At 62.7% G+C, this 26,787-nt stretch carries 22 protein-coding genes; 9 read left to right on the plus strand and 13 right to left on the minus strand.

What is annotated here, in order from left to right:
- The first annotated feature begins 108 nt into the window (after window positions 1-108).
- Window positions 109-2,211: an EAL domain-containing protein gene (locus ASE36_RS11460; protein WP_162244214.1), complete on the plus strand. Its 2,103-nt coding sequence runs from the start codon at window positions 109-111 to the stop codon at window positions 2,209-2,211.
- A gap of 115 nt (window positions 2,212-2,326) precedes the next feature.
- On the plus strand, window positions 2,327-2,830 hold the full coding sequence (locus ASE36_RS11465; RefSeq protein ID WP_062279409.1) for a hypothetical protein: 504 nt from the start codon (window positions 2,327-2,329) through the stop codon (window positions 2,828-2,830).
- Between the two features lie 34 nt (window positions 2,831-2,864).
- Here the strand turns inward: ASE36_RS11465 and ASE36_RS11470 are convergent, their stop codons facing one another.
- Both ASE36_RS11470 and ASE36_RS11475 read right to left on the minus strand, forming a co-directional pair.
- The gene (locus ASE36_RS11470) at window positions 2,865-3,944 is read right to left on the minus strand and encodes an acyltransferase family protein (RefSeq protein WP_062279411.1); all 1,080 of its coding nucleotides are present in this window, start codon (window positions 3,942-3,944) and stop codon (window positions 2,865-2,867) included.
- Window positions 3,945-4,044: 100 nt separating this feature from the next.
- Entirely contained in the window at window positions 4,045-4,926 is an 882-nt protein-coding gene (locus tag ASE36_RS11475) for a DMT family transporter (protein ID WP_062281257.1), read from the minus strand.
- 199 nt (window positions 4,927-5,125) lie between these two features.
- On the opposite strand from ASE36_RS11475, the gene ASE36_RS11480 reads away from it, so the two are divergent.
- Both ASE36_RS11480 and ASE36_RS11485 read left to right on the plus strand, forming a co-directional pair.
- Window positions 5,126-6,547 carry a PLP-dependent aminotransferase family protein gene (locus tag ASE36_RS11480; RefSeq protein ID WP_062279413.1) on the plus strand — a complete coding sequence of 474 codons (1,422 nt, stop codon included), beginning with the start codon at window positions 5,126-5,128 and terminating at the stop codon, window positions 6,545-6,547.
- A gap of 303 nt (window positions 6,548-6,850) precedes the next feature.
- Window positions 6,851-7,141 (plus strand): hypothetical protein, encoded by a 291-nt coding sequence (locus ASE36_RS11485; RefSeq protein ID WP_082511110.1) that lies wholly within the window; start codon window positions 6,851-6,853, stop codon window positions 7,139-7,141.
- A gap of 93 nt (window positions 7,142-7,234) precedes the next feature.
- Here ASE36_RS11485 and ASE36_RS11490 read toward each other — a convergent pair whose 3' ends face one another.
- Window positions 7,235-7,819 carry an ATP-dependent Clp protease proteolytic subunit gene (locus ASE36_RS11490; protein ID WP_062279418.1) on the minus strand — a complete coding sequence of 195 codons (585 nt, stop codon included), beginning with the start codon at window positions 7,817-7,819 and terminating at the stop codon, window positions 7,235-7,237.
- A 395-nt stretch (window positions 7,820-8,214) separates the two neighbouring features.
- Between ASE36_RS11490 and ASE36_RS11495 the strand changes: the two genes are divergently transcribed.
- A complete protein-coding gene (locus ASE36_RS11495) occupies window positions 8,215-9,558 on the plus strand; it encodes an HD-GYP domain-containing protein (protein ID WP_062279420.1) in 1,344 nt (447 codons plus the stop codon).
- A 34-nt stretch (window positions 9,559-9,592) separates the two neighbouring features.
- Here the strand turns inward: ASE36_RS11495 and ASE36_RS11500 are convergent, their stop codons facing one another.
- Window positions 9,593-10,072, minus strand: a complete 480-nt coding sequence (locus ASE36_RS11500) for an avidin/streptavidin family protein (RefSeq protein ID WP_082511021.1) — start codon at window positions 10,070-10,072, stop codon at window positions 9,593-9,595.
- 102 nt (window positions 10,073-10,174) lie between these two features.
- A complete protein-coding gene (locus ASE36_RS11505; RefSeq protein ID WP_062279424.1) occupies window positions 10,175-10,606 on the minus strand; it encodes an Lrp/AsnC family transcriptional regulator in 432 nt (143 codons plus the stop codon).
- A gap of 145 nt (window positions 10,607-10,751) precedes the next feature.
- Between ASE36_RS11505 and ASE36_RS11510 the strand changes: the two genes are divergently transcribed.
- Window positions 10,752-11,855 (plus strand): saccharopine dehydrogenase family protein, encoded by a 1,104-nt coding sequence (locus ASE36_RS11510; protein ID WP_062281260.1) that lies wholly within the window; start codon window positions 10,752-10,754, stop codon window positions 11,853-11,855.
- Between the two features lie 283 nt (window positions 11,856-12,138).
- Window positions 12,139-13,509: a putative bifunctional diguanylate cyclase/phosphodiesterase gene (locus ASE36_RS11515; RefSeq protein ID WP_062279426.1), complete on the plus strand. Its 1,371-nt coding sequence runs from the start codon at window positions 12,139-12,141 to the stop codon at window positions 13,507-13,509.
- Window positions 13,510-14,969: 1,460 nt separating this feature from the next.
- Here ASE36_RS11515 and ASE36_RS11520 read toward each other — a convergent pair.
- The 4 genes from ASE36_RS11520 to ASE36_RS11535 all read right to left on the minus strand — a co-directional run bounded on the left by ASE36_RS11520 (window position 14,970) and on the right by ASE36_RS11535 (window position 18,929).
- A complete protein-coding gene (locus ASE36_RS11520) occupies window positions 14,970-15,287 on the minus strand; it encodes a BrnA antitoxin family protein (protein WP_062279427.1) in 318 nt (105 codons plus the stop codon).
- Window positions 15,263-15,547 carry a BrnT family toxin gene (locus ASE36_RS11525; protein WP_062279429.1) on the minus strand — a complete coding sequence of 95 codons (285 nt, stop codon included), beginning with the start codon at window positions 15,545-15,547 and terminating at the stop codon, window positions 15,263-15,265. The genes ASE36_RS11520 and ASE36_RS11525 overlap by 25 nt, the downstream gene beginning before the upstream one ends.
- A gap of 120 nt (window positions 15,548-15,667) precedes the next feature.
- Window positions 15,668-18,229 carry a GcvT family protein gene (locus tag ASE36_RS11530; RefSeq protein WP_062279431.1) on the minus strand — a complete coding sequence of 854 codons (2,562 nt, stop codon included), beginning with the start codon at window positions 18,227-18,229 and terminating at the stop codon, window positions 15,668-15,670.
- 268 nt (window positions 18,230-18,497) lie between these two features.
- Window positions 18,498-18,929 carry a pyridoxamine 5'-phosphate oxidase family protein gene (locus ASE36_RS11535; RefSeq protein ID WP_062279433.1) on the minus strand — a complete coding sequence of 144 codons (432 nt, stop codon included), beginning with the start codon at window positions 18,927-18,929 and terminating at the stop codon, window positions 18,498-18,500.
- Window positions 18,930-19,205: 276 nt separating this feature from the next.
- On the opposite strand from ASE36_RS11535, the gene ASE36_RS11540 reads away from it, so the two are divergent.
- Window positions 19,206-19,736: a DUF992 domain-containing protein gene (locus tag ASE36_RS11540; protein WP_062279435.1), complete on the plus strand. Its 531-nt coding sequence runs from the start codon at window positions 19,206-19,208 to the stop codon at window positions 19,734-19,736.
- A 228-nt stretch (window positions 19,737-19,964) separates the two neighbouring features.
- On the opposite strand, the gene ASE36_RS11545 is transcribed toward ASE36_RS11540, so the two are convergent.
- Together ASE36_RS11545 and ASE36_RS11550 are read right to left on the minus strand one after the other, a co-directional pair.
- Window positions 19,965-21,797, minus strand: a complete 1,833-nt coding sequence (locus ASE36_RS11545) for an ABC transporter ATP-binding protein (RefSeq protein ID WP_062279437.1) — start codon at window positions 21,795-21,797, stop codon at window positions 19,965-19,967.
- Between the two features lie 142 nt (window positions 21,798-21,939).
- Window positions 21,940-22,791: a helix-turn-helix transcriptional regulator gene (locus ASE36_RS11550; protein WP_062279439.1), complete on the minus strand. Its 852-nt coding sequence runs from the start codon at window positions 22,789-22,791 to the stop codon at window positions 21,940-21,942.
- A gap of 109 nt (window positions 22,792-22,900) precedes the next feature.
- Between ASE36_RS11550 and ASE36_RS11555 the strand changes: the two genes are divergently transcribed.
- The gene (locus tag ASE36_RS11555) at window positions 22,901-23,788 is read left to right on the plus strand and encodes an SDR family oxidoreductase (protein ID WP_062279441.1); all 888 of its coding nucleotides are present in this window, start codon (window positions 22,901-22,903) and stop codon (window positions 23,786-23,788) included.
- An 8-nt stretch (window positions 23,789-23,796) separates the two neighbouring features.
- Here ASE36_RS11555 and ASE36_RS11560 read toward each other — a convergent pair whose 3' ends face one another.
- The gene (locus ASE36_RS11560) at window positions 23,797-25,296 is read right to left on the minus strand and encodes a protein adenylyltransferase SelO (protein ID WP_062281262.1); all 1,500 of its coding nucleotides are present in this window, start codon (window positions 25,294-25,296) and stop codon (window positions 23,797-23,799) included.
- Window positions 25,297-25,395: 99 nt separating this feature from the next.
- Window positions 25,396-26,748 (minus strand): chloride channel protein, encoded by a 1,353-nt coding sequence (locus ASE36_RS11565; RefSeq protein ID WP_062279442.1) that lies wholly within the window; start codon window positions 26,746-26,748, stop codon window positions 25,396-25,398.
- Window positions 26,749-26,787: the final 39 nt, after the last annotated feature.

Consider the following 26,787-nt stretch of genomic DNA (forward strand, 5'->3'; position numbering starts at 1 on the left):
AAAGCATTTCCTGTTACAGCATCTTCTGCAGCGCATTTTGCGGACATGATGTCTCCTGCCGTCCCCCTAGAGGACATGCAATGGCTCCCGAATGGTCTGGTTGCATCCATGGCAAATGATATTTCGCCGCCCCGTCAGGCGCGCCAGGTCGTCATGGCGGCGATCAGCGTGCTGGCGATATTGGCTGCGATCGCGGCGATGTCGGCCAATGTCGTCATCACCATGCGCGATGCCGCCAACAGCATTGATGAAAACCGCTCCCTCGATGCCGTGGCCTCCGCCGTCTCGTCGATCAAGAAGCGCATGTCCGTGACGGTGCGGGACAATGCGATCTGGGACGACGCCTATGCGGCGATCGGCTCTGCAGAAACGCAAGGCTGGATCGATGAAAACTGGGGCACGACCAGCGAGGATTATCCGCTTTACGATGGCGTCATCGTTCTCGATCCTGAGGGCCGGCAGGTCTCGGCCTATCTGAAGGGCAAGACCTTCGATGCCCTCAAGGCCTTCGGCCCGAATTTCGCCGACCAGGCGAGCGACGCCTCCAGCCATCCCTCGACCAATGCCCATGTCGGCTTTTTCGCTTTGGCCGGCGAGATCACCATGGCCTCGACGCTGGCGATCCAGCCATATTACGACAAGCCGCCGACCCCGCTCTACACCCTGACCTTCTTCAAGACGCTGACGCCGGATTATATCGGCACGATCGCGGATGATTTTCAGGTGAAGGGTCTGACACTTGGAAAGGATCGGGTGACAGGCCAGCTTGATTATCCGCTCCTTGCCACGGATGGCGAGGAACTCGCCCATCTCAACTGGCCGAAGCTCGATCCCGGCACGGCGGTCTATAGCCGCGTCTTTCCGCAGCTCGTCATCCTCGCCATCCTCTTTGCCATCTTCGTGATCCTCGTGATCTTTCATTCGCGCCTGGAATTGCGCCGTGAAAGCGCCCGCGCCGCCAAAGCAACCCGCGAGGCGACGCACGACCAGCTGACGGGCCTGCTCAACCGCGCAGGCTTCATCCAGGCGATCGCGCAGGCACCGGCAGGCTGCATCGTGCACTTGATCGATCTCGATGGCTTCAAGGCCGTCAATGATGCCTGGGGCCATGCCGTCGGCGACCAGCTCATTCGCCTGATCGGCCAAACGCTCGGCGTCGTGCATGAGCGGGTCTTTGCCATTGCCCGCATGGGCGGCGACGAATTCGCCCTCATCCATCCGGACGAGGTCGATGCCAAGGCCGTCGGGGCCCGCATCGTCCATTTGCTCAAGCAGCCCTTCGCCATTGACGGTCGCACCGTCGAGGTCGGCGCCAGCGTCGGCTTCACCGGCCTCACGGCAGACCAGCCGGCGCTGGAAGTCGTGCGCCGCGCCGATGTCGCCCTCTATCACGCCAAGGAAAGCGGGCGTGGCCAGACCGCGGCCTATTCCGCCGAACTCGATCTCGAGCGGGAAAACCTGGCGGATGCCGAGCGCCGCCTGAAGGCCGCCATCGGCAATGACGAAATCGGTGTGGTCTTCCAGCCACTCACCTCGGCGGCCTCCGGCAAGATCATCGGCGTCGAGGCGCTCGCCCGCTGGAGCCCGCCGACCGGCCCGGTCAGCCCCGAAGTGTTCATTCCGCTTGCTGAACGCTCGGGCCTTATCGATCAGCTGTCGCACAAGGTCTTTCAGACGGCGCTGGAGGCTGTTCACGGCTGGCCGGAGCTCGATCTTTCGCTCAACGTCTCGCCCTTGCAGCTTTGCAATCCCAATTTCGCTGACGAGATCAAGCAACTCCTGACGAGCCTGAACTTCGATCCCCACCGCCTCATCCTCGAGGTGACGGAAGGCGTGTTCATCTCGAAACCCGACAGGGCGCAGCGTTCGATCACGGCCCTCCATGCCATCGGCGTGCGTTTCGCCATGGATGACTTCGGCACCGGCCATGCCAGCATCGGCACGCTCCGCCAGTTCGGCTTCGACAAGGTCAAGATCGACCGTTCGCTGATCTCGGGCGGCAATGACGCCATCCTCAGAGCCACCATCCAGCTTGCCGCCGCCCTCGACATCCCGGTCACGGCCGAAGGTATCGAAACCGACGAGCAAGCCCATTTCGCCCGCGACGCCGGCTGCGAATTGCTGCAGGGCTATCTGATCGGCAAACCCATGTCGCTCGCCATGTTGAAGGAACGGCTGGATCCACCGCCTCCCGCAGCGAAACGCGCCTGAGCACGTGGGCCATGCCCATCCGCTCAAGCAGGATCGTCGGCCATAGGCACATGGCACCCGCCATGCTAGGAGGCGCTACCTGAGCCCCCTTTCAAGCATAGCCAAGAGACGCTTTATGACCCCGGCCCTGCAGAACGACCTGACCACCGAACTCCGCGACCTCCTGACGGAGCTGCATCAGGCACCGGAGCATTTCCAGACCTGGGACGCGCATCTGGAGCTGATTGCCGCCGGCGGCCTGGTGGTGCTGAAGTCTAAGCGGGCGAAGGGTCTGGTCGACAGGCTCTTCTGGGGCCGCGCACCGAAGACCACCGAAAACAAGCAGCTCCCCGAAGCCACCGCCTTTGCCGCCATAGACCGCTTTCTCGGCCTCGGCGCCCATCTGGCACTCTCCGATGCCCTGCCCGAAGGCCTGGTCCTCGACGAAGGCTTTCCCCATTGCGCAGTGAAGTTTGCCTATCGCAAGAAGGGCGCGCCGGAGGCACGATCCCTTTCGATGATCTTCATTGGCTTTAACGATGAAGCCGATGCAATGGCCTATGCCGAGCGCGCGGGCGAAACTCTGCCGCTCGTCGCGACCCGCCCGCTGAGGGGCGCAAAACTGCACGAATGGCGTTGAATTCGGCCGTTTGCTGGGCTTGGACTTAAAAGGCTCACTCGCCTGCGACCGGCCCCTGGCGCCTTCGCCACAGCACATCGTCGAGCTTGGTCTGCAGCCCGACAAAGCGCGCAATACCGAGCCTGTTGGCAATCACCTGGACCGACAGCGGCAGTGCCACGGCAAGTGCAATGCACCCGAGGATCAACGCCGTCAGGTCGAGATGCAGAAGTTTCAACCCGACCGCCCGGAAGGTCGCGATCACCAGAATATGCATCACGTAAATGCCCATGGTGCAGCGCCCGAGCAGCACCAGTGGCCGGCGCAGCGGCGAATGGGCAAGGATCGTCGACAACATGAAGAAGGCGATCAGCCCGCACAACGTTCCGACCGTTGCCAGCCGCACGTCGAGCGCATAGTCATAGGCGATGCTGGCGGCGAGCACGAAACCCGCGGTCGCAAGCCCCAGCGTCACCGCCGAGCGCAGCGGCCCGGCCAGCCGCTCGGCAAAGACCAGCCGCCCGATCGAGAAATAGACCAGCCCGTAAAAGAGGTCGATGACGATACCGGGCACCGGCAAACGGTGTACCGCAATCAGCAGCGCAAAGGCGAGAAGCGCCACCAGCCGCGCAGAGTAGCGCTGCAGGAGATAGCTCGCGGCAAAAGCGATGAACAAGGCATAGAGAAACCAGAAGGGTGAAACCGGATCCCAGCCGATCGACGCAAGCCGGCCGAGACTGGCATCGCGATTGACCACGCCCGACCCGCTCATGATCACCTGTGCAGTCAGATGCACCGTCGACCACAGCACATAGGGCCAGGCCAGTGTCACGAGCTTCGGCTTCCAGAACGGGCGGGCGGTGGCGCCGGTCATCCCGTCACGAAGCATCCCGTCCCGATGCTCCGCCTCCCCTTCGGCAAGCGCCCGTTGCCGCCCGCCTTCGTAGAGAAAGCCGGAGACGACGAAGAAAACAGGCATATGCACGGTGTAGACGAGATAATCGACATAGCCCCAGACACCGTTGAAGGAGATGAGCCCTGCCACCTGTAATCCGCGCATCACATGGCCATAGACGACGAGAATGATGGCAATGCCCTTGGCAATATCGAGCCCGTCGAGCCTCTGGGTCTGCATGACACATCTTTCGTCTGGCTGGAATTCAGCCCGACCTTGCGCATGCGTCACACGAGACGGTCAAGTTAAACACTTGATTAACCTTAATTTGGAACCCGCCTCACCGTCCATAACGGCGCGCGCCTGCCACGCAGGCCACAACCGCCAGGGTCGCCAGCCCCATGCCCCAGCTCACCTCTTCACCGAGCAGCAGTGCCGCAAGTGCAAGGCCGAAGAACGGCTGCAGCAGCTGCAGCTGGCCGACGGCGGCAATGCCGCCAAGCGCCAGACCGCGATACCAGAAGACGAAGCCGATCAGCATGGAAAACAGCGAGACATAGGCAAGTCCCAGCCATTCGCCCGCCGTCACATCGACAAACGTCTGCGGCCTCAGCACCACGGTCAACACCAGCATGACCGGCAGGGCCAGCACCAGCGCCCAGGCAATCACGGCAAAACCACCCATCTGCCGCGTCAGCCGCCCGCCCTCGGCATATCCCAGCCCGCAGACCAGGATGGCGGCGATCATCAGCAGGTCGCCCGTCAATGAAGCCGGCCCGCCATTTGCGACAGCAAAGCCGACGACGATCAGACTTCCCGCCAGCGAGAAGAGCCAGAACACCGGCTTCGGCCGCTCCGCCCCGCGCAAGACGCCAAACACGGCCGTCGACAGCGGCAGGAGCCCGATGAACACCAGCGACTGCGCCGAAGTGATGTGCTGAAGCGCAAGCGCCGTCAAAAGCGGAAAGCCGACGACGACGCCAAGCGCTATGACCACAAGCGAGACCAGATCCCCTCGCCCCGGCCGCACGGTCTTCAGCAGCAACAGCACGCCAAGCGCCAGAAGCCCGGCGATCGCGGCGCGTGCCGTCGTTAGAAACACCGGATCAAAGCCCTGCACCGCCACCCGCGTTGCCGGCAGCGAGGCCGAAAAGATCAACATGCCGAGCGCACCGTTCAGGAATCCGAGCGTCGCCTTGTCGGTCGGCAACAGTCTCTTCATCGCCTTTTCCGTCGTCGAAGCGCCGGTCATCACCTTGTCCATGTTTGTCCGTTCCTTGTCCTGTAACACCGCAACCGCGGCACCTCGCCTCAGCAAGGCCGCGACGGCATGCGGCACACCCTAGCGGCAAGCCACTCGACTCGGCAGGCACAGACCGATACACTTCGGCCAAACTGTACTGATAACGAAAGCCATACGCATGGACGCCCGCGCCGCCGCCCACCCCGAAACACCAGAGACCTCCACCGGCCGCACGGCGAGCGTCATGGCTGCCATCCGTGCCCGCATTGCCTCCCGCAGTCTCGGTCCCGGCGCGAAACTTCCGTCGATCCGCAAGGCTGCCGATCTCTTCGGCGTCTCGCCGTCCACCGTGGTCGAGGCCTATGAGCGCCTGGTGGCCGACGGTGTCATTCAATCCCGCCCAGGCTCCGGCTTCTACGTGTTGTCGCCTCAAGCGCCGCTGGTGCTCTCAGACCTCGCCCCTCGCCTCGACCGCGCCGTCGATCCCTTCTGGGTCACCCGGCAGTCGCTCGAAGCCCCGCTCGACGCCCTGAAACCAGGCTGCGGCTGGATGCCCCCGGACTGGATGCCGGAACAGGATCTGCGCAAGGCTCTGCGCAGCCTGTCGCGCGCCGACACATCCCGCCTGACCGATTACAGCACGCCGCTCGGCCTCTTGCCCCTGCGCCAGCATCTCGTGCGCCGCATGGCCGAAAGCGGCATCGAGGCTGCCCCCGCTCAGGTGTTGCTCGTCGAAAGCGGCACCCAAGCGATTGATCTCGTCTGCCGCTTCCTGCTCGAACCGGGCGATACGGTCCTTGTCGATGATCCCTGCTACTTCAACTTTCTTGCCCTGCTTCGTGCCCACCGGGCAAAGATCGTCGGCATTCCCTTCACCCCGAACGGCCCCGATCTCGATGCCTTTGCGGAAGCCGTCGCCACGCACCGGCCGCGCCTTTACGTCACCAATTCCGCCTTCCACAATCCGACCGGGGCCAGCCTCTCTCCCGCCACCGCCCATCGCCTGATGAAGATCGCCGAGGCGTCCGACCTCACCATAATCGAGGACGATATCTTCGCCGATTTCGAACAGCAGCCTGCTCCGCGGCTGGCAGCCCTTGATGGCCTGCAGCGCGTCATCCATGTCGGAAGTTTCTCGAAGACGCTCTCGGCCGCCACGCGCATCGGCTATATCGCCGCCCGCGCTGACTGGATCGAAGGCCTGACCGATCTCAAAATCGCCTCCTCCTTCGCCGGACCGGCGCTGGCGGCAGAACTCATCCTTTCGGTCTTGAAGGACGGCAGCTATCGCCGGCATCTTCAGTCTCTGCGCAGCCGGCTTGCCGCCGCGCTCGGCGAGACCCGCAAGCGCCTCGCCCGCCTTGGCGTCATGCCCTGGATCGAGCCACGGGGCGGACTGTTTCTCTGGTGCACCTTGCCGGATGGCCGGAATGCCACGGAAGTCGCCCGCCTCGCGCTTGCCGAAGGCGTCGTGCTCGCCCCCGGCAATGTCTTCTCTGCCTCCCAGAATGCCCCATCGATGATGCGGTTCAATGCGACCCAATGCGCCGATCCGCATATCTTCAAGGTGCTCGAAAGGGTTTTGCCCGCAAAGTCATAGCAAGGGCCTCACGAGTTCAAAGAAAAAACAGTCAGAACAGGCACCGTTGGTACCGATGCTACGACAAAATTCACCGTTCATCACGTAAAGTCGTCAAAGGGTTCAGGAGCACTGGTTTATCGACTGGAATTTGCCGCGCCACAGAAACGAAGTTGGCTCTCTCGTCTCTTCGGAGACTGACCTTACGAAGTTCAGCCAACCTGCCCGGCAAGAGACGACACGACATCGGCCAAGTTCCCGGAACCTTTACCTTTCCACCGCATTTCTGTGCAACAGAATTGAGGAGAACACCCAATGTCCATCATGAAATCCGCACTTGCCCTGGCAATGCTCGTCACAGGCACTGCCTTTGTCGCACCGGCCTCGGCCCAGGATGTCGAATTGCGCATCGGCCCGAACGGTGTCCGCCCGGTGATCCGCGAGCGAGATCGTGGCTGCAGCGCCCGCGAAGCCCGCGCCGCCGCTTTGGACGAAGGTCTACGCCGCCCGCAGGTCGTCCGTATGACCGATCGCAGTGTGACGGTCGAAGGCTTCACCCGTCGTGGTCCGGAACGCATCCGCTTCGCCAACCGTCGCGGCTGCCCGCTGATCTGAGGCGCAAACTGGCTTTGGAGCGCTTCCTATAGCCTAAGAACAAAACCGCCGGGCATGCCCGGCGGTTTTTTAGTCTCTTCTTGTCGAAAAGGCTCAGCCGATATCGGCATGGCTTTCGATGATCCGGCCGACCAGACCATAGGTGACGGCGTCTTCAGCCGACAGCCAGTAGTCACGGTCGATATCCTTGGCGATCTTTTCCTGGCTCTGGCCGGTGGCCTTCGCGTAGATTTTGATCAAGCGCTCGTTCATCTTGATGATCTCGCGAGCCTGGATCTCGATATCGGATGCCATGCCGCGGGTGCCGCCAGACGGCTGGTGCATCAGGAAGCGGGTGTTGGGCAGCGCCAGACGGCGTTCCTTGGGAACGGCGACGAAAATCAGCGAACCGGCAGAAGCGGCCCAGCCTGTCGCGATGATCCAGACCTTCGGCTTGATGAACTTGATCATGTCGTGGATCGCGTCACCGGCTTCCACATGGCCGCCCGGCGAGCAGACGAACACGCGGATATCTTCATCCGATGCGGCAGCAAGGGCAACGAGCTGCGTGCAGACCTTCTGCGCCAGCTCCATGGTGATGCCGCCATAGATGAAGATCGAACGCGACTTGAAGAGGTTCGCTTCCGTTTCCTTGCCGATCGGCAGTTCCTTGCTCTTGTCGTCTTCGTCTTCGTTCATCACAGGGGACAGTCCTCGTTTGTTTGGCTCATCCGCACATAGTGCGTCTCATGGCTTAAGACAATGCGGGAAAAAGACAAGCACGGAAGCGATGAACAGAGGGTTAGCCGCTGGCGTATCACCCTTTGGCTCCACAGAATATCGCCGCGCGCGTCGGGTCCTGGCCGCAACAGTCTTCCGCAAAGACAGGCGGCCCTCGGTTTGCAGGATCACCCGAAGGTGACATGCTGGAAAAGATGCTCCTTTTCCCACGAGTTCACCGACAAGAAGCCTGTCGAAATGCCGCCGAATCCCAACGGCACTTGCATTTTTGCAAGTCCGGACACGCGCCATTAACCTGCGCCTCCTAAATTAGCCTGCTCCCTCAAAAGCCGAGGGCGCATGAGGCGGAGCATATGACAACACAGATCAGGCTTGCAGAAATCATCGAAGCGCTCAGCCATGCGCTGGATCTGACCGAAGGCCAGCCGCCCGGCCATTGCATTCGCTGCTGTTTCATCGGCACCCGCATCGGCAAGGCGCTCGGCCTGCCGGAAGAGGCACTGCGCGATCTTTATTACACGCTGCTCCTGAAGGATCTCGGCTGCTCTTCCAATGCAGCCCGGATCTGCGAGCTCTATATGGCGGATGATCTGAAGTTTAAACGCGACTTCAAGCTGGTCGACGGCTCTTTTCCTCAGGTTCTGAAATTCGTCCTTTCCCATACGGGCATGGAAGCGGGCCTGGCTGAGCGCTTCCGGGGCCTCCTCAACATCCTGAAGAATGGCGGAGAATTCGCCAGCAGCCTGATCCAGACCCGCTGCCAGCGTGGCGCAGACATTGCCCGGCAGATGCGTTTTTCCGAGGAAGTGGCGCGCGGCATCCTGGATCTTGACGAACATGTCGATGGCGGTGGCCAGCCGGCGGGGCTGAAGGGGGCAGAAATCCATGTCTTTGCCCGTATCGCTCTGATGGCACAGGTAATCGATGTCTTTTTCGTCAATGCCGGCCCAGAAGCGGCACTCGCTGAAGTGCGCAAACGCGCTGGCACCTGGTTCGACCCCGAACTCGTCTCGCTGTTCGAAACACTGGCGACTCCGGTCTTCTTCGCCGAACTCGGCGCCGACGGGCTGGACCGGTATGTTCTCGCCCTTGAACCCGGACGACAGGCGATGATGGCCGACGAGGACTATCTCGACGACATCGCCGCCGGCTTTGCCCGCGTCGTCGACGCAAAAAGCCCCTATACCTCCGGCCACAGCGATCGGGTCGCTCTCTTCACCGACCTCATCGCGGAGGAACTCGGCATGCCGCCTGCGGAGCGCCGTCGCATGAAGCGCGCAGCGCTCCTGCATGACATCGGCAAACTCGGCGTCTCCAACAGTGTGCTCGACAAGCCCGGCCGTCTGGAAGGTGAGGAGTGGCAGCAGATGAAGCGCCACGCCGAATTCTCTGAAACGATCCTCTCGCGCATCGCGGCTTTCTCCGATCTCGCTCTAATCGGCGGTGCCCATCACGAGAAGCTCGACGGCTCCGGCTATCCGAGGGGATTGAAAGGCGACGAGATCTCCTTCGAGACCCGCATCGTCGCCACGGCGGATGTGTTCGACGCGCTCACCGCCGACCGCCCGTACCGCCCGGCCATGCCGGTGGAAAAGGCGCTTTCCATCCTCTGGGAAGGCGCCGGCCGGCATCATGACGAGACCTGCATCGCAGCACTAGAACGAGCCCTGTCGAAAGCCGAGCTGAAGGCTGCGTGAAGAGCAAGCGGCATTTAGCGAATTGCCGTCCCGCCTAATAATCGAGATTCCACTGCACACCATGATTGATCTGGAGGGTGAACATGTCCGTTCCCTCCTCGAATGCCGTCTTGGGCTTCTTGAACGGGACAAGGGTCGAGGTGCGCTGCCATTCGGTGACCATTTCCACGCTGCCATTGCGTGATGTCTGCAGACGCCCCTGCCACTGCGTCTCCGTCAGGCAATCCGCCACGCCGTTTCGCCAGCTGACGTGAAAGGAGATCGCCCGGTCGGTCAGTTGACCACTGAGATCGTAGGGGATTCCGCGACACCCCTTTCCCGGCGCGTTGTTGACGTAATAGCCATGGATCGCTCCATCGTCTGCCACATCCAGAACCATGACGGAGCCGTGACTGCTGATCCAGGTGGAGCTTCCGGAAATGGCGTTTCTGGAGGACGCGGCACCGGCCTCCGATGCTGCCGGCAAGGCCGTCGCCCCCAGAATGCACGCCAACAGGAATGCAGTCAGCCTCATGACATCCCCCACCACGAATATTCGACGACCCTACAACACCACAGAGTTGATTAACTTCCTCTAAAAACACCCTTCCAAGTTAACACTTTTTCCGTGCAATGATTACCGGGCAATTCGCGTCGACAGAATGATCGACGACAGCGTCCGCTCGACCCCCGATAACTCGCCGATCCGGTCGATCAGTCGGTCCAGCTCCGAAATCGACGGCGCCGCGATGATGGCAATCAGATCGAATGGCCCATTGACCGAATAGAGCGCCGTCACCTCACGGATGGCAGTCAACTCGGCCGTGACCTGGGTCAGCGCTTTGGGCGCCATCGTAATCATGACATGCGCCCGGATCAGCCCGCTCTGATAGGCGTCGGAGAGGCGCAGCGCATAGCCGGCGATCACACCTTGCGCCTCCAGCCGCTCCAACCGTGCCTGAACAGTCGAGCGCGAAAGATTAAGCCGCCGCGCAAGTTCGGCCACCGGCATGCGGGCATTCTCCGAAAGCAGCGCGAGAAGCGCCCTGTCCTTGTCCGAAACCTGCATATCGCCATTCCTATCCGTCGTTTCGGCGATAATGATACGTCGTTTCGCTCACTTCGTCACTTGGAATCAACGCGCCTCGTCCGCACACTGGCTTGATCAAATGCAATTGCGCCTGGGCGCGCTCACGGACATCAAGGGGCACATCATGAATCACATCACCATCATCGGCGCCGGCAAGATCGGCGGCGCGATTGCCCGCATGCTGGCCGAAACGGGCGATTACACCGTCACCGTCGCCGACCGCAGCGCCGACCAGCTGGCAAAGCTCGACGCCCATCCGGCCGTCTCCACCAGGGAACTGGACATTGCCGACGCAGCCGCCCTCGATGCGGCACTCTCGGGCCAGTTCGCCGTGCTCTCGGCCGCTCCCTTCCACCTGACCGGTGCGATTGCCGAAAGTGCGGCGCGCACCGCGACCCATTATCTCGACCTGACGGAAGATGTCGCGACGACCCGCAAGGTCGAGGAACTCGCCCGCGGCGCCCGCTCCGCCTTCATTCCCCAATGCGGCCTCGCCCCCGGTTTCATCTCGATCGTCGCAAACGATCTGACGAAACACTTCGACACGCTGGACACGGTCCGCATGCGCGTCGGCGCGCTGCCGCAATATCCGTCGAATGCGCTGAATTACAACCTCACCTGGTCGACCGACGGCCTGATCAACGAATACATCGAGCCCTGCGAGGCGATCGTCGAGGGCAAACTGACGGTGGTGCCGGCCATGGAAGAGCGCGAGGAATTCTCGCTCGACGGCGTTACCTACGAGGCCTTCAACACCTCGGGCGGCCTCGGCACGCTCGCAAAAACCCTCGACGGTCGCGTCCGCACCATGAACTACCGCACCATCCGGTATCCCGGCCACCAGGCGATCATCAAGGCGCTGCTCAACGACTTCAATCTGAAGAACCGCCGCGACGTGCTGAAGGATCTCTTCGAAAACGCCCTGCCCGCCACCATGCAGGACGTGGTCGTGATCTTCGTCACCGTCTGCGGCTGGAAGGACGGTCGCTATTTGCAGGAAACCTATGCCAACAAGGTCTATGCCGGCGTGGTCGCGGGAAAGAAGATGAGCGCCATCCAGATCACCACGGCGGCCGGCATCTGCACGGTCCTCGACCTGCTCGCCGATGGCACGCTGCCGCAGGTCGGCTTCGTCCGCCAGGAGGAAATCGGCCTGCCCGCCTTCCTCGAAAACCGCTTCGGCCGGGTCTATGATCCTGACGTCATGAGGGTCGCCAAGGCCGGCTGATCATTTCGCACAGACTTTCTCCGGGGGGAGGAAGGACCTGACGGTCCGGATCGGGCGGTCGACGGCAACAGCCGCGGCCGCCTTTTCCGTTCTCCCAGTCCGCCTTTTCCGAACCGGAGAGCAAAAGCGGCCCGCCGGACCCCGCCCGGTTTGGAAAGCCCCTGTTAATCATGAGCCGGAGGCATTCTTTAAGTCCATCATGATAACAGAAAAGCCAGGAACGCCCCGGCATCAGGCGGTCGGGTGCAAGGCTCGAAGCGCTTTAGGCGCCGATGGACGGCAGATGGGTACCGACGGCAGCACCGATGCGCGCGAAAGACGCGTAATCTTCGCCTATCAGGCGATGACGCTGACCGTGGCCGGTTTTGCCACGCTTTGGGCTGTCATCTTCGCCGCCCACGGCCACAAGGCCATGGCCGTTGCCGAAGTCTTCCCCGCGGTCGTCGGCCTCCTTTGCTTCGCACTGGTCACCGCCGGCAAGCTGGATCTGTTCCTGCTCGTTGCCCAGGTCTCCTTCCTGGTCTTCATCTTCGCCTTCTGCCTGCTCTTCGACGTGCCAAACCCCACCTATCCCCGGGTATCGCACCTCTTTTTGCCCCTGCTGGCGATGATGGGCTATATCAACTATCTGCGTCGCCCCTCCCTCGCCCAGGGGGCTGTCATCGTCGCGAGCCTTGCAACCTTCGTTTTCTTGCACGCCTCCAACAGCGTCTCGCCCTTTGCCGACCCGATCCCGGAGGATCTGCGCGCGGTCGGGGTCTGGGTCAATCCGGCACTTGCCTCCCTGCTCTTCACCGCCGCCGTGCATGCCCTGCAGCGCCGCCTGTCGGCACCCCGCGGGCTTGCCCGTGAACTGCTCGGCGCCATGCGCCGCGGCGAACTCTCGCTCGCCTATCAGCCGCAGGTCGATCGTGATGGCCGCATCACCGGCGCCGAGGCGCTTTTGCGCTGGAACCACCCGACCCGTGGCACCGTTTCGCCGGCCGATTTCATCCCCGTCGCCGAAGATCTCGGCCTGATGCCCGTCCTCGGCGCCTGGGTGCTCGACCAAGCCTGCGGGACGCTCGCCCGCTGGAAGGCCGATCCGGCGCTGACCCGCCTCACACTCTCGGTCAATGTCAGCGCCAGCCAGTTCAACGAGAGTGATTTTACCGCAACCGTCCGCCAGCTTGTTGAGAACCACGCGATCGACCCCACCCGCCTGCGCCTCGAACTCACCGAAAACGTGCTGCTCGCCGGCCTCGAACCGGTGGCCGAGAAGATGGAAGCGTTGAAACGAACAGGCGTCACCTTCTCGCTCGACGACTTCGGCACGGGTTATTCGTCGCTTGCCTATCTGCGCCGCCTGCCCGTCACCGAACTCAAGATCGACCGCAGCTTCGTCGCCGGCGCCAGCGACAGCGACCGCGGCCAGGCGCTGGTCCGCTCCATCGTCTCGATTGCCCGCGACCTCGACCTGAACGTGGTCGCCGAGGGCATCGAAACCGCCACCCAGCACGCCTTCCTGCGCGACACCGGCTGCCACCTCTTCCAGGGCTGGCTCTTCGGCCGCCCGATCCCACGCGAAGATTTCGAGGTCATGCTGCGCGAGAGGCAGCCGGCGGAGATGCCGGTGCCGCACTGGCTGCAGGCGAGGCTGGCGGCAGCGTTGTGAAGGGCGGGCAACGGACGGTTCAGCTGCCTGAGAGTAGGAGAACCAGGTGCCGCGACGTGAGCCGATCTGAGGCATAAATCACCGTAGCAGGCCTCGATAGGCCTCCGCCCACCACTGAACCCAAGCCGACTGAACCCTCAGCAGATCCTCAGGACAAAGCCCGAGGATGACGGCGTGTGGGGTTGGGCGGGGTATCCTCCGTAGGCGTTTGAGGATGTCGAAACGTTTGTGGAGGACTCTCTTCCATCCGCCATCGTCATCCTCGGGCTCCGTCCCGAGGATCTGCCAGCGTATCCGCAGTCTCCAGGGTCATGGCAGGCAAGCATGTTCAAACTGTCAAAAAACCCAAGCGCCGCCGCCGGTCGGATCTTCATCCTCCGGTTCGGTCATGCAAGTCTCGGACGAGGCGCCAGAAGCAACCTGTCTAAGTAGTTTATGTGGCTCCTTCCGGCGCCCCGTTCGGCGTCTATTCCCGCTGCATGCGTCTCTCTGGCAAGGCGGCGACGGGCGTCGGTCCTCGGGTCAGGCCCGAAGATAACCGACGTTCGACCGGGCGCGGGTCCGGCTGTGGCGGCACATGACGTGCCGCTTCAGCCTAGCCGGTGGCCCGGGAGGTTCCCGCCGGATGGTGCACCATTCCGACCGGGACCCTCGCCCGGGGGATGAAGCCTTTGCCATATGCGGCCCGGCTCGCATCCCCGCCGTTTGTTTCGCCCCGCCGTCTGGTATGGTTCGCGACAGCGTTGGCGCCTTGTCTGTGTGCCCCTGAGGCACGTCCTTCCGATCGGGTTCGGCGCCGGCCCCGCCTCGCCTGACATCGCATCGTCAGGTGTATCCGAGGGCGGGACAGCTGTGAGTCTAAGGGAGGAAAAAGGGTGGGGGATGAAAAAATGTGTCGGGGTTTGATTTTGTTGGAGAATGTCTCGAAGTCATTCCCCTTTTTTAGGGAAATGGGGCTGTCTGGCGTGACCGTCTAGCCTCAGAAAGCTTGTGTCTGGATCCTCGGGTCAAGCCCGAGGATGACGGAGTATGGGGGAGCGACTGGTATCCTCCGCTACTGTCTTCACCGGACAACGTCTGCGGAGGATACCCTTATCTCCCCGAGAGGTCGTCATCCTCGGGCTTGACCCGAGGATCCAGACACAAGCCAATCTTGGGTCGTACGTCCCTACTTGCGGGAGACTTAGGAGCGGTGGCCGAAGGCCAAAAATTGATCCCGTGAATCGATTTCAGCGAACGGAGGCCTGAGCGCGACGCCGCGCGAAGGCTTTGAGAGGAATTGGCCCGATCGGGCCAAACCTCAGATTTCGCAAGAGGGGGCTCGGTAAGGCTATTTGCCAACGGAACCGCACCCCTCTCCAGGAAGATCTGAAGTTCAGGCGACTTGCGCGGACCTCAAGCCTTCGATTTTCCGTCCTCCCCCGCATGGGGGAGGAAAACGCCGTAGCAAACGGAGCCCCTCAAATCCCGACCACCTTGCGCAGTGCGGCGTTCAGCCGCCCCTGCCAACCCTTGCCGGTCTCGCGAAACCTGGCGATGACATCTTCGTCGAGCCTGAGCGTGATCTGCTTCTTCGGATGCGCCACGGCGGGACGCCCGCGCGCGCGGCGGTGGTCCTCCATCGCCTTGAAGAAAGCAGGCGGCAGAACCTCCTGTGCGGGGCGCATTTTTGCCAGTTCTTCGTCGCTCAGTTCCGGAAACTCGACGGCATCCCAGTCCTCGCGGTCATAACCGCGTCCGGTCTCGAACGTGTTCAGTGTCTTGCTTTTGGTGGCCATGGAAGCCTCCTTCTTTCCTTGTCGCTTGCCGGGCGAAAGCTGATGATCGATATGGCTTCCGATCCGAGAAGGGCGAAGACGACGGCGGCCGTTCCGTCCCGGAAATATCCGATCGCCTTCAGCCGTCGCCGGCCGTACGCATCTGGCTGCCCGTCTTCGACAACGGCATTCTCCCAATCGAGTTCGCTGACGTCGGCGAAGTCGAAGCCGTGCTTTTCTAGGTTGGCGCGCCGCTTGGGCTCATCCCAGATGATTTCCATGATTTAATGTAGCTACAATTAATCGCAAGATCAAGACGGGCGTTTCGATACTCGCGCACAAAAAACCCGTCGGTCTCCCAACCGACGGGTCCATAACTCTCTGCCGAAACCGCCCTGCCCTCAGCTGCGCGGCTTCAGATTCTCCGGATCATACAGCGGCTTATACCCCACCGCCGCAACCTCGACCGGGAAGCTCTCGGCGAAGTATTCCACATTCAATTTCCGCCCCACCTCGCAATACTCCTGCGGCAGATAGGCAAGCGCAATGTTCTTGCCGATGGTCGGGCCAAACGCCACCGAGGTGGTGTAGGACCGCCGTCCAAGGCTGTCGATCAGGACTTCGCCCGTTGCGGGGTCGACCACCGGCATGGAGCCGACCGGGTAGCGGGCAACACCTGACTTGTCGACATTGTCGGTCATGACGAGCGTGCAGAGCATGGCTGGCTGCTTATCGCGAGCCTTGTATTCGAGATGCTTGGCCTTGCCGCGGAAATCGGCTTCCTTGACCTTCGGACGCGCCAGATCCGCCTCGATCAGGTTGTACTGGGTCAAGAGATCGGCGTTCTGCAGGCGCAGGCTCTTTTCCATGCGGCGGGAGTTCGCATAGGTCTCGACGCCGAAGGCCATGACGCCGGTGGCGCGGAGCGCATCCCAGACGGCGAGGCCGTCTTCGTATTTCATGTGCAGTTCCCAGCCCTGCTCGCCGACATAGGATATGCGGAAGGCGGTGACCGACTTGCCTGATATTTCGATCTGCTTGATTGCGGCAAACGGGAAGTTCTCGATGTCCAGACCGGCGGGATCGGCGACCACCCTCTTCAGGTTTTCGCGGGCGTTCGGGCCCCAGATGCCGATGGTGATGTATTTCTCCGACGTGTCGGTGATGGTGACGTCGAGGCCGCGATCTTGCGCCACGCGCTTCATGTAGTGGAAGTCGCGCGGGCCGGCGTCCGCCCCGTTGACCAGGCGGCAGCGGTCGGCAAGGCGGAAGACGGTGAAGTCGGCGCGCACCATGCCCTCGTCGTCGAGGAAGTGGGTGTAGATGCCCTTGCCGATATTGGCGTCGCCACCGATCTTGGCGGCGCAGAGCCATTCCAGGAGCTCGACATGGTCAGGGCCTTCGATGTCGACCATGTGGAAGTGGCTCAAGTTGACGATGCCGCAATCCTCGCTCATCGCCAGATGTTCGGCATTCGAAACACGCCAGAAGTGCCTGTTATCCCATTCGTTTTCACGAACCGGGACCCGGTCGCCATACTTTTCCAGAAGGTGCTCGTTAGCCGCGTAGCCATGCGCACGCTCCCAGCCGCCGAGCTCCATGAAATAGCCGCCGAGCTCGACTTCGCGCTCATACATCGGCGAACGCTTGGCGCCGCGACCCGACGCATAGGGTTCACGGGTGTGAACGGCGGGGAAGTAGATCTTCTGGGCGGCCTCATAGCAGCGGCCGGCGATGAAGTCTTCGGTCAGCTGGTGCGGATAGAAGCGGGCGTAGTCGATCGAGTTGTGGTCGATCTCGGTGCGGCCGTCGGTCATCCAGTCGGCGATCAGCTTGCCATAGCCGGGGCCGTCCTTGACCCAGATGGCGACACAGTACCAGAGGCCGCGCACCTTCTGGCTTTCGCCGCAGGACGGGCCGCCGGCAGCAGAAACCTGGAGAAGGCCGTTGAAGCTATGGCTCTCGTTATAGCCGAGTTCGCCGAGGATCGGGGTTAGTTCCATCGCCTTTTCGAGCGGCTCGAGGATCTGCTCCATGTCGAGGTCGCGCTGAGAGGGCGAAAGGCGCGCCTCGTGCTTTTCCAAGAGTTCGCGCGGATGGCACATGCGTGGATTGTGCTGCTCGTAATAGCCCCATTCGATCTGGCCGCCCTCGGTGGTCTTCGGGTCGCCGGTGTCGCGCATATAGGCGGAATTGCCCTGGTCGCGCAGCAGCGGATAGCCGATTTCCTTGCCGGTGCCTTCGAACTCGTTATAGGGACCGAAGAAGGTGAGCGGATGGTCGACCGGCATGACGGGCAGGTCTTCGCCGACCATTTCGGCGATCAGGCGGCCCCAGAGGCCGGCGCAGACGATGACGTGATCGGCCATGATCGTGCCGCGATGGGTGACGACGCCCTTGATGCGGCCGCCCTCGACGATGAGGGATTTCGCCGGCGTATTGCCGAACATCTGGAGCTTGCCGGACTTTTCAGCGGCATCGACGAGCTTGCCGGCAACCGTCTGGGAGCGCGGAATGACGAGGCCGGCATCCGGATCGAAGAGGCCGCCCATGACCTGGTCTTCCTCAATCAGCGGGAAGAGTTTCTTGATTTCGGGGGGCGAAACATAGTGGGCGCGGGTGCCGAAGGCGCGGGCAGACGAGAGCTTGCGCTTGATCTCTTCCATCCAGGTGTCGTCGCCGGTGCGGGCGACTTCCAACCCGCCGATGCGGGCGTAATGGCCCATCTTCTCGTAGAAATCGATCGAATACTGCGTGGTCCAGACCGAGAGATAGTCGTGGGATGTGGTGTAACAGAAGTCAGAGGCATGGGCCGTCGAGCCGATATCGGTCGGAATGCCCGACTTGTCGATGCCGACGATGTCGTCCCAGCCGCGCTCGATCAGGTGATGGGCGATGGAGGCGCCGACGATGCCGCCGAGCCCGATGATGACGACTTTTGCCTTGGACGGAAACTCTGCCATGGTCTTTACGATGCCCTGATGCCTGGGAGTGGATGATGGGAGCGGATCTTGTGGCGCCGATCTTAAAAGCACGCTCCAGACATTTGCAGCCTGTCTGCGACATTCTGCAAGATCCCCACGACCCGCATTCTCCCTTGTCCACGGCACCATCCGCCTCATCGCGTCGGCGAGGCCTCACCGCGTGTCGCCGCAAGAACAGAAAAGGGCGCCGGTATCAACCGGCGCCCTATGGCGCGTTTGCGTCAGCACGAATGCTGCGACGGCCTGCTCAGACCGCAAGCGTCCCGTTGTCCTCGCCATCCCAGTATTCGATCCGGTCGGCATGCACCTTGATCAGGATGATGCCGGGCGTGTCGATTCCCTCCGGGAACCAGCGATCGAGATCGGAGGTCCAGTGGGCCTCGAACACCGCCTTGTCGGCAATCAGGCTCGCGCGGCCCTGGACGGCAACGAAGATCCCGGGCTTGCCGAGCAGGCTGGGCGCTGCCGTGAAAGTGAGCGAGACCGTCGGATCGGCGGTCAGTTCGCGCACCTTGGCGGTGTCGGTATAGGAAAAGAAGAAGCTGTCGCCGTCATAGTCGACATCGCCATTGTTGCTCATCGGGCGGCTGGCAATGGTGCCGAATCCGGTCTTGGTGAGCATCATGCAGAAGTCGATCTTCTTCATCTTGTGGGCGAGTTCGGGCAAAGTCAGTGTCATCTTGATCCTCCGGCTTGGGTGTCCCTCAACAAGGGTTGCGGCTGCCGAATGTTCCGCAAGCCGGGGATGTGAAGGACACACGAGTCACGGACCGCTGGGGCGCGACCAGGGTCTCAGGGCGCAGAAAGCCGGGGATTCAAGCCAAATCGCCACGTTACTGCCCATCTCCCGCCTCAGTTGGATCAATCTTGGCGCTTAAACGTTGTTCCACGCTGCCCGAGAAGCCGATAACGGCCACCTCCCCGACGGGCAGCAGAACATGGAAGGAGAATTGCCATGAAGACCCTGATCGCGGCCAGCCTTGCCGCCCTGCCCATGCTGGCCTCTGCCGGCACCACTCACGCGGCCGACATGACCTATGCGGAACCCGCTCCGGTTGCCCAGGAAAGCGACCGCGTCGGCGGCGTGCGCATCGGTTATCTCGACTGCCAGATCGGCTCCGGCTTCGGCTATGTGCTGGGTTCGGCCAAGACCGCCGATTGCGCCTTCACCTCTGTTGTCGACGGCGAGCCGCTCGACACCTATTCCGGCTCGATCAAGAAGTTCGGCGTCGACCTCGGCTACACTGCCAAGGGTCGCATCATCTGGGCCGTCTTTGCCCCGACCGCCGGCTACCACAAGGGCTCGCTCGGCGGCCTTTATGGCGGCGCGACGGCGGAAGCAACGATCGGTGCCGGCGTCGGCGCCAATGTGCTGTTTGGCGGCACCTCCGGCTCGATCCACCTGCAGCCGGTCAGCGTCACAGGCCAGCTCGGCCTAAACATCGCCGCCACCGGCACCTCGATGACGCTGCAGCCGGCCATCTGATCGGTTTCAATCATCGGAGACAAGAAAGGCGCCTTGCGAGGGGCGCCTTTTTTTGTGGGTTGTGGAGAAACAAGTCCCCTCCCAAACCCTCCCCATAAGGGGGAGGACTTAACCCGCCGGCACAATTCGCACGGAAAGCCGAGCGCTTGCCGCACAGTCTCGCCCCCTTGTGGGGGAGATCGGCGGCAGCCCAGAGGGGGACTTTGGGGCCCGCAATCTGCATAGGAATCACCCCTCCGCCTCCAGAAATCCGCCCGACTGCCGCGCCCAAAGCCCGGCATAATGGCCGCCGAATGCCAGCAGCTCTCCATGCGTGCCCTGCTCGACGATCCGGCCCTTGTCGAGAATGACCAGCCGGTCCATGGCGGCGATGGTCGAGAGGCGGTGGGCGATGGCGATGACGGTGCGGTCCTGCATCAGGTCTTCGAGGCTTGCCTGGATTGCCTGTTCGACTTCCGAATCGAGCGCCGAGGTCGCCTCGTCGAGGATGAGGATCGGCGCGTTTTTGAGGATCACGCGGGCAATCGCGATACGCTGGCGCTGACCGCCGGAGAGTTTGACGCCGCGTTCGCCGACATGGGCGTCAAAGCCAGTGCGGCCGTGCCAGTCGCTGAGCTGTTCAATGAACTCGACCGCATGCGCCTGGCGCGCCGCCTCGATCACCTCGGCGCGGGTGGCCGAGCGGCGGCCATAGGCGATGTTCTCGTGGATCGAGCGATGCAGCAGCGAGGTATCCTGCGTGACAACAGAGATGTGCTGGCGGATGCTCGCCTGTGTCGCCTCAGCCACGTCCTGGCCGTCGATGGTGATGCGGCCGGTCTCGACGTCGTAGAAGCGCAGCAGAAGATTGACCAGCGTCGACTTTCCGGCACCGGAGCGCCCGACCAGGCCGATGCGCTCGCCGGGTCTGATGTCGAGCGAGAAGTCTTCGATGATGCCGCCCTTGCGGCCGTAATGGAAGGAGACCTTGTCGAAGCGGATGGCACCTTTTGTCACCTGAAGCGGCTTGGCGGAAAGCGGGTCGGTCAGCCCGATCGGCTTGGCAATCGTGTCCATCGCCTCGTGCACGGTGCCGACCTGATCGGATATCTGCGTGATTTCCTGGGCGACACGGGCAGAGGTGCCGGAAATCTGCAGGGTCATCGGCAGAACCATGGCGACGATATCGATGCCGATGGCACCATTCGCCCAGAGCTTGATCGCAACCCAGGTGGTGCTGGCGATCAACAGGCCCGAGAGCAGCGTCAGCCCGAGCGAGAACAGCGACAGCCAGCGATGCTGGGTGATCATGCGGGACGTGTGCTGGTCGACGGCTTCGCGGACGAACTGGTCTTCCTCTTCCGGCCGGGCGAAGAGCTTCACCGTCATGATATTGGTATAGCTGTCGACGATGCGGCCAACGAAATCGGACCGCGCATAGGCAATCGCCTTCGAGCCGCGCCGGATCTGCGGCACGATGGCGATGAGGAAGCCGATATAGGCCAGCGTCCAGAGCGCCACCGGCAGCACCAGCCACCAGCTGGCGGCCGCCAGAATGCCGGAGGTGATCAGGCCGAGCGCCACCAGATACCAGACGACTGATATGACCGAGACGACGGAGCTTCGCAGCGTGTGGCCGATTTCCAGCACCCGCGAACCGATCCGCCCGGCAAAATCATTCTGGAAGAAGGAGAGGTTCTGGCGGATCACATGCCAGTGGCTCTGCCAGCGCACCATATTGGTGACACCGGGCGCAATCGCCTGGTTGAGCACGAGACCTTGGAGCGCCGTGACCAGCGGCCGGATGACAAGCACGAGGAGGATGAGGCCGAAGATCAGCGAGGCGCCGTCGGCAAACACCTGGTCCGGCCTGGACGCCGTCAGCACCTTCACGAGTTTTCCCATGAAAACGGGGATCGCGGCATCGGCCAGCGCCACAAACAGGCTGGCAAAGATCAGCGCGATGAACAGGCCTTTCGCCTGGCGCACGAAGAACCAGTAGAAGCGGAGGAGCCCTTCCGGCGGATTGCCGGGCGTCTCGCGGGCGGTCGGAACAATAATCGTCTCGAAAAAGCGCAGCATAAAAGGGCTCTGGAAAAGGGCATTCCCGGGCGGGGAAGCGAGGAGAATCGGGAGATGAACAGGCTCGGATTGGAGACCTGTCATTCGACGCTGGCAATGGGACAATTTCGCGACGCGGTGGCGATTGACGTCGGGCCTGTCTTCAAACCCCGACGAGATCACTCTTCGAATGCGCGCCCGTCGCGCCTGCACCGACCAATCTGCGGATATGCTCCGCCACCTTGGGATCGACTGGCGTATAGACCATCAGGTTGAGATCGACCCTGCCATCGACGGCAAAGGCCGAATATTCGAGATCGATGGCGCCGAGAACCGGATGGACGAGACGCTTGGCGCCCTCGCCCGGCACGCTGATCTGGTTGTCGTTCCAGATCCGGCGGAAATCCGGGCTTGCCTCCGACAGTTCCTCGACCAGTTGCTGAACCTGCGACACCGCTCCGGCCCGAGCAGCATCGGCCCGGAACGCCGCAACGGCGAAGCGGGCCACCGTCTCCCAGTCGTGCTGCTTGGTCCATACCTCCGGATTGGTGAACAGGAAACGCAGCATGTTGCGCTGGCCCGGCGGAAGCTTGCCATAATCCGAGAGAACGACCGTCGCCGCCTTGTTCCACGCGACGACCTCCCAGGTCGCCGTCTTGATAATGGCCGGGCAGCTCTCCAGTTGATCGATGAAACGCTGCAGACGCGGATTGACACCTTCGATCGTCGTGTACCGCGCCTCCGGTGGCCGCCCCAACCCCAGCATGAACATGTGCTCGCGTTCGGCTTCCGTCAGCAGCATGGCGCGCGCAATCCGGTTGAGCACATCCGCCGATGGTGCGCCGCCCCGTCCCTGTTCCAGCCAGGTATACCAGGTCGGGCTGATATTGGCCCGCTGCGCCACCTCTTCGCGTCTGAGACCGGGGGTGCGGCGCCGGCCCGACAGACCGAAGGTGGCCGGATCGAGCCGCACGCGGCGATCCCTGAGAAAGGACGCCAATGTCGTCGCAGCCATGGGCGAGCATCCCAATCCTGAGAAGAATTATACCATGATAACGTCACTACTTTAACAGGATAGCAGACCTGTGATCTGTTGTCTGCATCAACAACGCAGGAAGACAAAAATGCTTATCTTCGTCACCGGCGCGACCGGCTTCATCGGTTCCGCCGTCGTTCCCGAACTGCTCGCCGCCGGCCATCAGGTGCTCGGCCTCACCCGCTCCGAAGAAGGAGCAGCAAAGATGCGCGCGGCGGGCGTCGAGGCGCATCTCGGCACATTGGAGGATCCCGCCAGCCTGACGCGGGGCGCGGAGAAGGCCGATGCCGTGATTCACCTGGCTTTCGACCACGATTTCTCGAATTTCCAGGCCAATTGCCAGAAGGACGCCGTCGCCATCGCCGCACTCGGCAAGGCTTTGATCGGGTCTGACCGACCGCTTCTGATCACCTCCGGCGTCGGCATGGGGATCGCAGCCCATGGCGAGCTGGCACGGGAAGATGTGCTGGATCTCGATCACCGGAACCCGCGCATCGCCTCCGAACGCGCCGGTCAGGCTCTGCTCGATGATGGCGTGAACCTGTCGACCATGCGGCTCTCGCAGATCCACGACACACGGCGCCAGGGGCTGGTGACCTTCCTGATCGACATCGCGCGTGCCAAAGGGCGTGCGGCCTATATTGGAGACGGAGCCACCCGCTGGTCAGCCTGCCACCTCGGCGACACGGCTCGCATCTTCCGCCTTGCCCTCGACCGCGCGGAACGGGGAGCGCGCTATCACGCGGTGGCCGAAGAAGCGGTCAGCCTGCGCGACATCGCCGGTGCCATCGGCGAGGCCTTGGACATTCCCGTGGCGTCGCTCACACCGGAGCAGGCGCAGGATCATTTCGGCCCGATGATCGGCTTCACGACGCTTGACATGCCGGCCTCCTCGGCCCGCACCCGAGCTACCCTCGGCTGGGAGCCTGTCGGACCCGACCTCCTCTCCAACATCAGGGCTCTGGAGGTCGGCTGAGGGTAAATTCACGTGCCGCAAAAGGTCCGCGTGACCCGTTCCTCAGGCGTCGGGGGCAGCCGCAGATCGGCTGTCTCCGGATCCTCAACATAGGGTGTGGCAAGCGCCTCGACCAGACGATGGAAAAAGGAGAAATCGCCATAGACGGCGGCGGCGATCGCTTCCTCGATGCGATGATTGCGCGGGATAAGCGCCGGGTTGATGGCCTCCAGCGCCGCCTGCCGTTCCGCCGCCGTGCGGCCGTCATCGATCCTTGCCCGCCAGCGCGTCAGCCAATCGGACAGTCCCAGCGGAGAGGTGAAGAGATCGGCCAGCGTATCCACGGCAGCGCCGCCCGCGACTTTCGACAGCATGCGGAAGGCAAGCGTGAAATCCGCGCCGCCCTGATGCAGAAGCTCGAGGAAATCGTTGACCAGCGCACGGTCGTCCTCTGCCTCGCCGGTAATCCCGAGCTTGTCGCGGAACGCTTGCAACCAGGCCGCCTGGAACACGTCGCCATAGGCCTTCAGCACGCCGTTCGCCGCCTCGATTGCCTTCTCCTCGTCCGCATCCAGGAGCGGCAACAGGCATTCGGCGAGCCGCGCGATGTTCCACTGTCCGATGCCCGGCTGATTGGCATAGGCGTAGCGGCCCCGCTCGTCGATCGAGGAGAAGACCTTGCGGGGATCATATTCGTCGAGAAAGGCGCAGGGGCCGAAATCGATGGTCTCGCCCGAAATCGCCATATTGTCGGTGTTCATCACGCCGTGAATGAAGCCGATCGACAGCCAGCGCGCGATGAGGCGTGCCTGCCGTTCCGCAACAAACGTGAGCATGGCAAGGTAAGGATTTTCCGCCGTCCGCGCTTCCGGATAATGCCGGTCGATGACGTAGTCGGCGAGCGTCCGGACGGCGTCCTCGTCGCCCTGTGCGGCGAAGAACTGGAACGTGCCGACGCGAATATGGCTTGCCGCGACCCGGGTGAAGACGGCACCCGGCAGAAGCGTTTCGCGCACCACCTGTTCACCGGTCGAGACTGCTGCGAGCGCCCGCGTGGCCGGCACGCCGAGTGCCGCAAAGGCTTCTGAGACGATATATTCGCGCAACACCGGGCCGAGTGCCGCCATCCCATCGCCACGGCGCGAAAAGGCGGTCGGGCCGGAACCCTTCAGCTGGATGTCGAAGCGCTGCCCCGACGGCGACATGACTTCCCCCAGCAACAGCGCCCGCCCGTCGCCGAGCTGCGGATTGAAATGGCCGAACTGATGGCCCGCATAGGCCTGGGCCAGCGGGGCCGACCCGACGGGAATTACCTGGCCGGAAAAGACCTGCGCCAGACGCTCGTCATCGGTACCCGCGACATCAAGGCCCAAGGTTTCGGCAAGCGCATGGTTGAAACGGATGAGCTTCGGCGCCCGCGCGGCGGCGGGCTTGGCGGGCCGGTGAAAATGCTCCGGCAGGCGTGCATAGGAGTTGTCAAAGGCAAACAAGAAAGGGCTCCTCGGCGACCGGATGAAGGACGGGCGCATCATGATGTGTGATGGTCTGGATATGGTGTTTTGCGCGCCTCAGGCAAGGAAGTGCACACCGGCGCCCCGAGCCCGCCGTTGCAGTTCGACACGGCCGGCTCAGCCAGCAGGCTCCGTTTCCGCCGCCTTGGCCCGCCGCGCGCGAATGGCCGCGGCGATGAAGTTGCGCGACAGGCCGTGATAAAGCGGCTCGCGCGACAGGATGCGCGAGGTGACATAGCCGATCATCGACACGGCCATGATCGGGATGACCGCTTCGTGGTTGCCGGTCATTTCGAGAATGATGACGAAGGCCGTCATCGGCGCTTGGACGACACCGGCGAAATAACCGGCCATGCCGAGCACGGCACCGAGCGCCACACTCGTCCCCATCAGCTGGCCGATCGTGCTGCCGAACCCGGCGCCGATGGAAAGCGAAGGCGCAAAGATGCCACCGGGTATGCCCGACACCATGGAGAGGAAACTGGCAAAGAGCTTTTCTGCAAAGAACAGCATCGGCGTCGCCTCCCCTTCGAGCGCGCCGCGCGCCTGCTCATAGCTGGTGCCGAACGTGGTGCCGCCGGAAACCACGCCGATCACCGCGACGCCCAGCCCGCAAAGAGCGGCCAGCAGCACCATGCGCTTAAGCGGCGCCGGCTGCGCCCAGCGGCGGATGCGCAGGCCCAGATGCAGCGCGAGCGCGCTGAAGGCGGCGCCGAGCGCACCACCGCCGATGCCGCAGATCGGCACCAGCGCCCAGTCCCGCCAGACGATCGGGGCGGCCGAGGTCGAGCCGAAATACTGATAGCTGCCGGCGAGTGCCAGCGACGCAAGGCCCGACAGGATGACGGCGGTCAGCACGATGCCGTTGGCGCGGGATTCGTAGGCTCGACCCATCTCTTCGATGGCAAAGACGATGCCGGCGAGCGGCGTATTGAAGGCAGCCGCGATGCCGGCGGCTGATCCGGCAAGAATGAGACCGCGTGCCTGTGCCATGCCGCCGAAGCGTGCGACGGCCAGCATGAACGAGGCGCCGACCTGAACGGTAGGCCCCTCTCGCCCGATGGATGCCCCCGACAACAGTCCGACCACGGTCAGGAGGATCTTTCCAAAGGCAAGACGCAGCGACAGCAGACGATGGCGGTCTTCGTCGTGATGGAGATGGCGCGCGGCAATCGCCTGCGGGATGCCGCTCCCCTGCGAATTGGGAAAGAACGTGATCGACAGCCAGGCACAGAGCGCAAAGCCCAGAGGCGTCACGATGATCGGCAGCAGAAACCCGAAACCGCCGATCTCCGTCATCGACAGGAAGGCGACCTGTGCCCGGTCGGCCATGCGCGCGAACACGACAGAGATGACGCCGATGGCGAGCGCACCTGTCCAGAACACGAGACGCGGCTTCCAGAGGCCGAGGGAACCCCAGAGAACCCGGGATCGGCGAACAAGCTTGGACCTGCGGTAGAAATTTTGCATGTCGTCTATCGGCAATGGCGGATAGCCGCTTATCCGCCC

The sequence above is a fragment of the Rhizobium sp. Root274 genome (assembly GCF_001429245.1).
Taxonomy (GTDB): Bacteria; Pseudomonadota; Alphaproteobacteria; order Rhizobiales; family Rhizobiaceae; genus Allorhizobium.

Coding starts and splice junctions, on each gene's coding strand:
- ASE36_RS11510 (WP_062281260.1), top strand. CDS start 10,752: ATGAATCACATCACCATCATCGGCGCCGGCAAGATCGGCGGCGCGATT.
- ASE36_RS11505 (WP_062279424.1), bottom strand. CDS start 10,606: ATGCAGGTTTCGGACAAGGACAGGGCGCTTCTCGCGCTGCTTTCGGAG.
- ASE36_RS11495 (WP_062279420.1), top strand. CDS start 8,215: ATGACAACACAGATCAGGCTTGCAGAAATCATCGAAGCGCTCAGCCAT.
- ASE36_RS11480 (WP_062279413.1), top strand. CDS start 5,126: ATGGACGCCCGCGCCGCCGCCCACCCCGAAACACCAGAGACCTCCACC.
- ASE36_RS11460 (WP_162244214.1), top strand. CDS start 109: ATGGCAAATGATATTTCGCCGCCCCGTCAGGCGCGCCAGGTCGTCATG.
- ASE36_RS11500 (WP_082511021.1), bottom strand. CDS start 10,072: ATGAGGCTGACTGCATTCCTGTTGGCGTGCATTCTGGGGGCGACGGCC.
- ASE36_RS11560 (WP_062281262.1), bottom strand. CDS start 25,296: ATGCGCCCGTCCTTCATCCGGTCGCCGAGGAGCCCTTTCTTGTTTGCC.
- ASE36_RS11565 (WP_062279442.1), bottom strand. CDS start 26,748: ATGCAAAATTTCTACCGCAGGTCCAAGCTTGTTCGCCGATCCCGGGTT.
- ASE36_RS11520 (WP_062279427.1), bottom strand. CDS start 15,287: ATGGCCACCAAAAGCAAGACACTGAACACGTTCGAGACCGGACGCGGT.
- ASE36_RS11545 (WP_062279437.1), bottom strand. CDS start 21,797: ATGCTGCGCTTTTTCGAGACGATTATTGTTCCGACCGCCCGCGAGACG.
- ASE36_RS11515 (WP_062279426.1), top strand. CDS start 12,139: ATGGGTACCGACGGCAGCACCGATGCGCGCGAAAGACGCGTAATCTTC.
- ASE36_RS11530 (WP_062279431.1), bottom strand. CDS start 18,229: ATGGCAGAGTTTCCGTCCAAGGCAAAAGTCGTCATCATCGGGCTCGGC.
- ASE36_RS11535 (WP_062279433.1), bottom strand. CDS start 18,929: ATGACACTGACTTTGCCCGAACTCGCCCACAAGATGAAGAAGATCGAC.
- ASE36_RS11555 (WP_062279441.1), top strand. CDS start 22,901: ATGCTTATCTTCGTCACCGGCGCGACCGGCTTCATCGGTTCCGCCGTC.
- ASE36_RS11475 (WP_062281257.1), bottom strand. CDS start 4,926: ATGAAGAGACTGTTGCCGACCGACAAGGCGACGCTCGGATTCCTGAAC.
- ASE36_RS11485 (WP_082511110.1), top strand. CDS start 6,851: ATGAAATCCGCACTTGCCCTGGCAATGCTCGTCACAGGCACTGCCTTT.
- ASE36_RS11465 (WP_062279409.1), top strand. CDS start 2,327: ATGACCCCGGCCCTGCAGAACGACCTGACCACCGAACTCCGCGACCTC.
- ASE36_RS11490 (WP_062279418.1), bottom strand. CDS start 7,819: ATGAACGAAGACGAAGACGACAAGAGCAAGGAACTGCCGATCGGCAAG.
- ASE36_RS11540 (WP_062279435.1), top strand. CDS start 19,206: ATGAAGACCCTGATCGCGGCCAGCCTTGCCGCCCTGCCCATGCTGGCC.
- ASE36_RS11525 (WP_062279429.1), bottom strand. CDS start 15,547: ATGGAAATCATCTGGGATGAGCCCAAGCGGCGCGCCAACCTAGAAAAG.
- ASE36_RS11550 (WP_062279439.1), bottom strand. CDS start 22,791: ATGGCTGCGACGACATTGGCGTCCTTTCTCAGGGATCGCCGCGTGCGG.
- ASE36_RS11470 (WP_062279411.1), bottom strand. CDS start 3,944: ATGCAGACCCAGAGGCTCGACGGGCTCGATATTGCCAAGGGCATTGCC.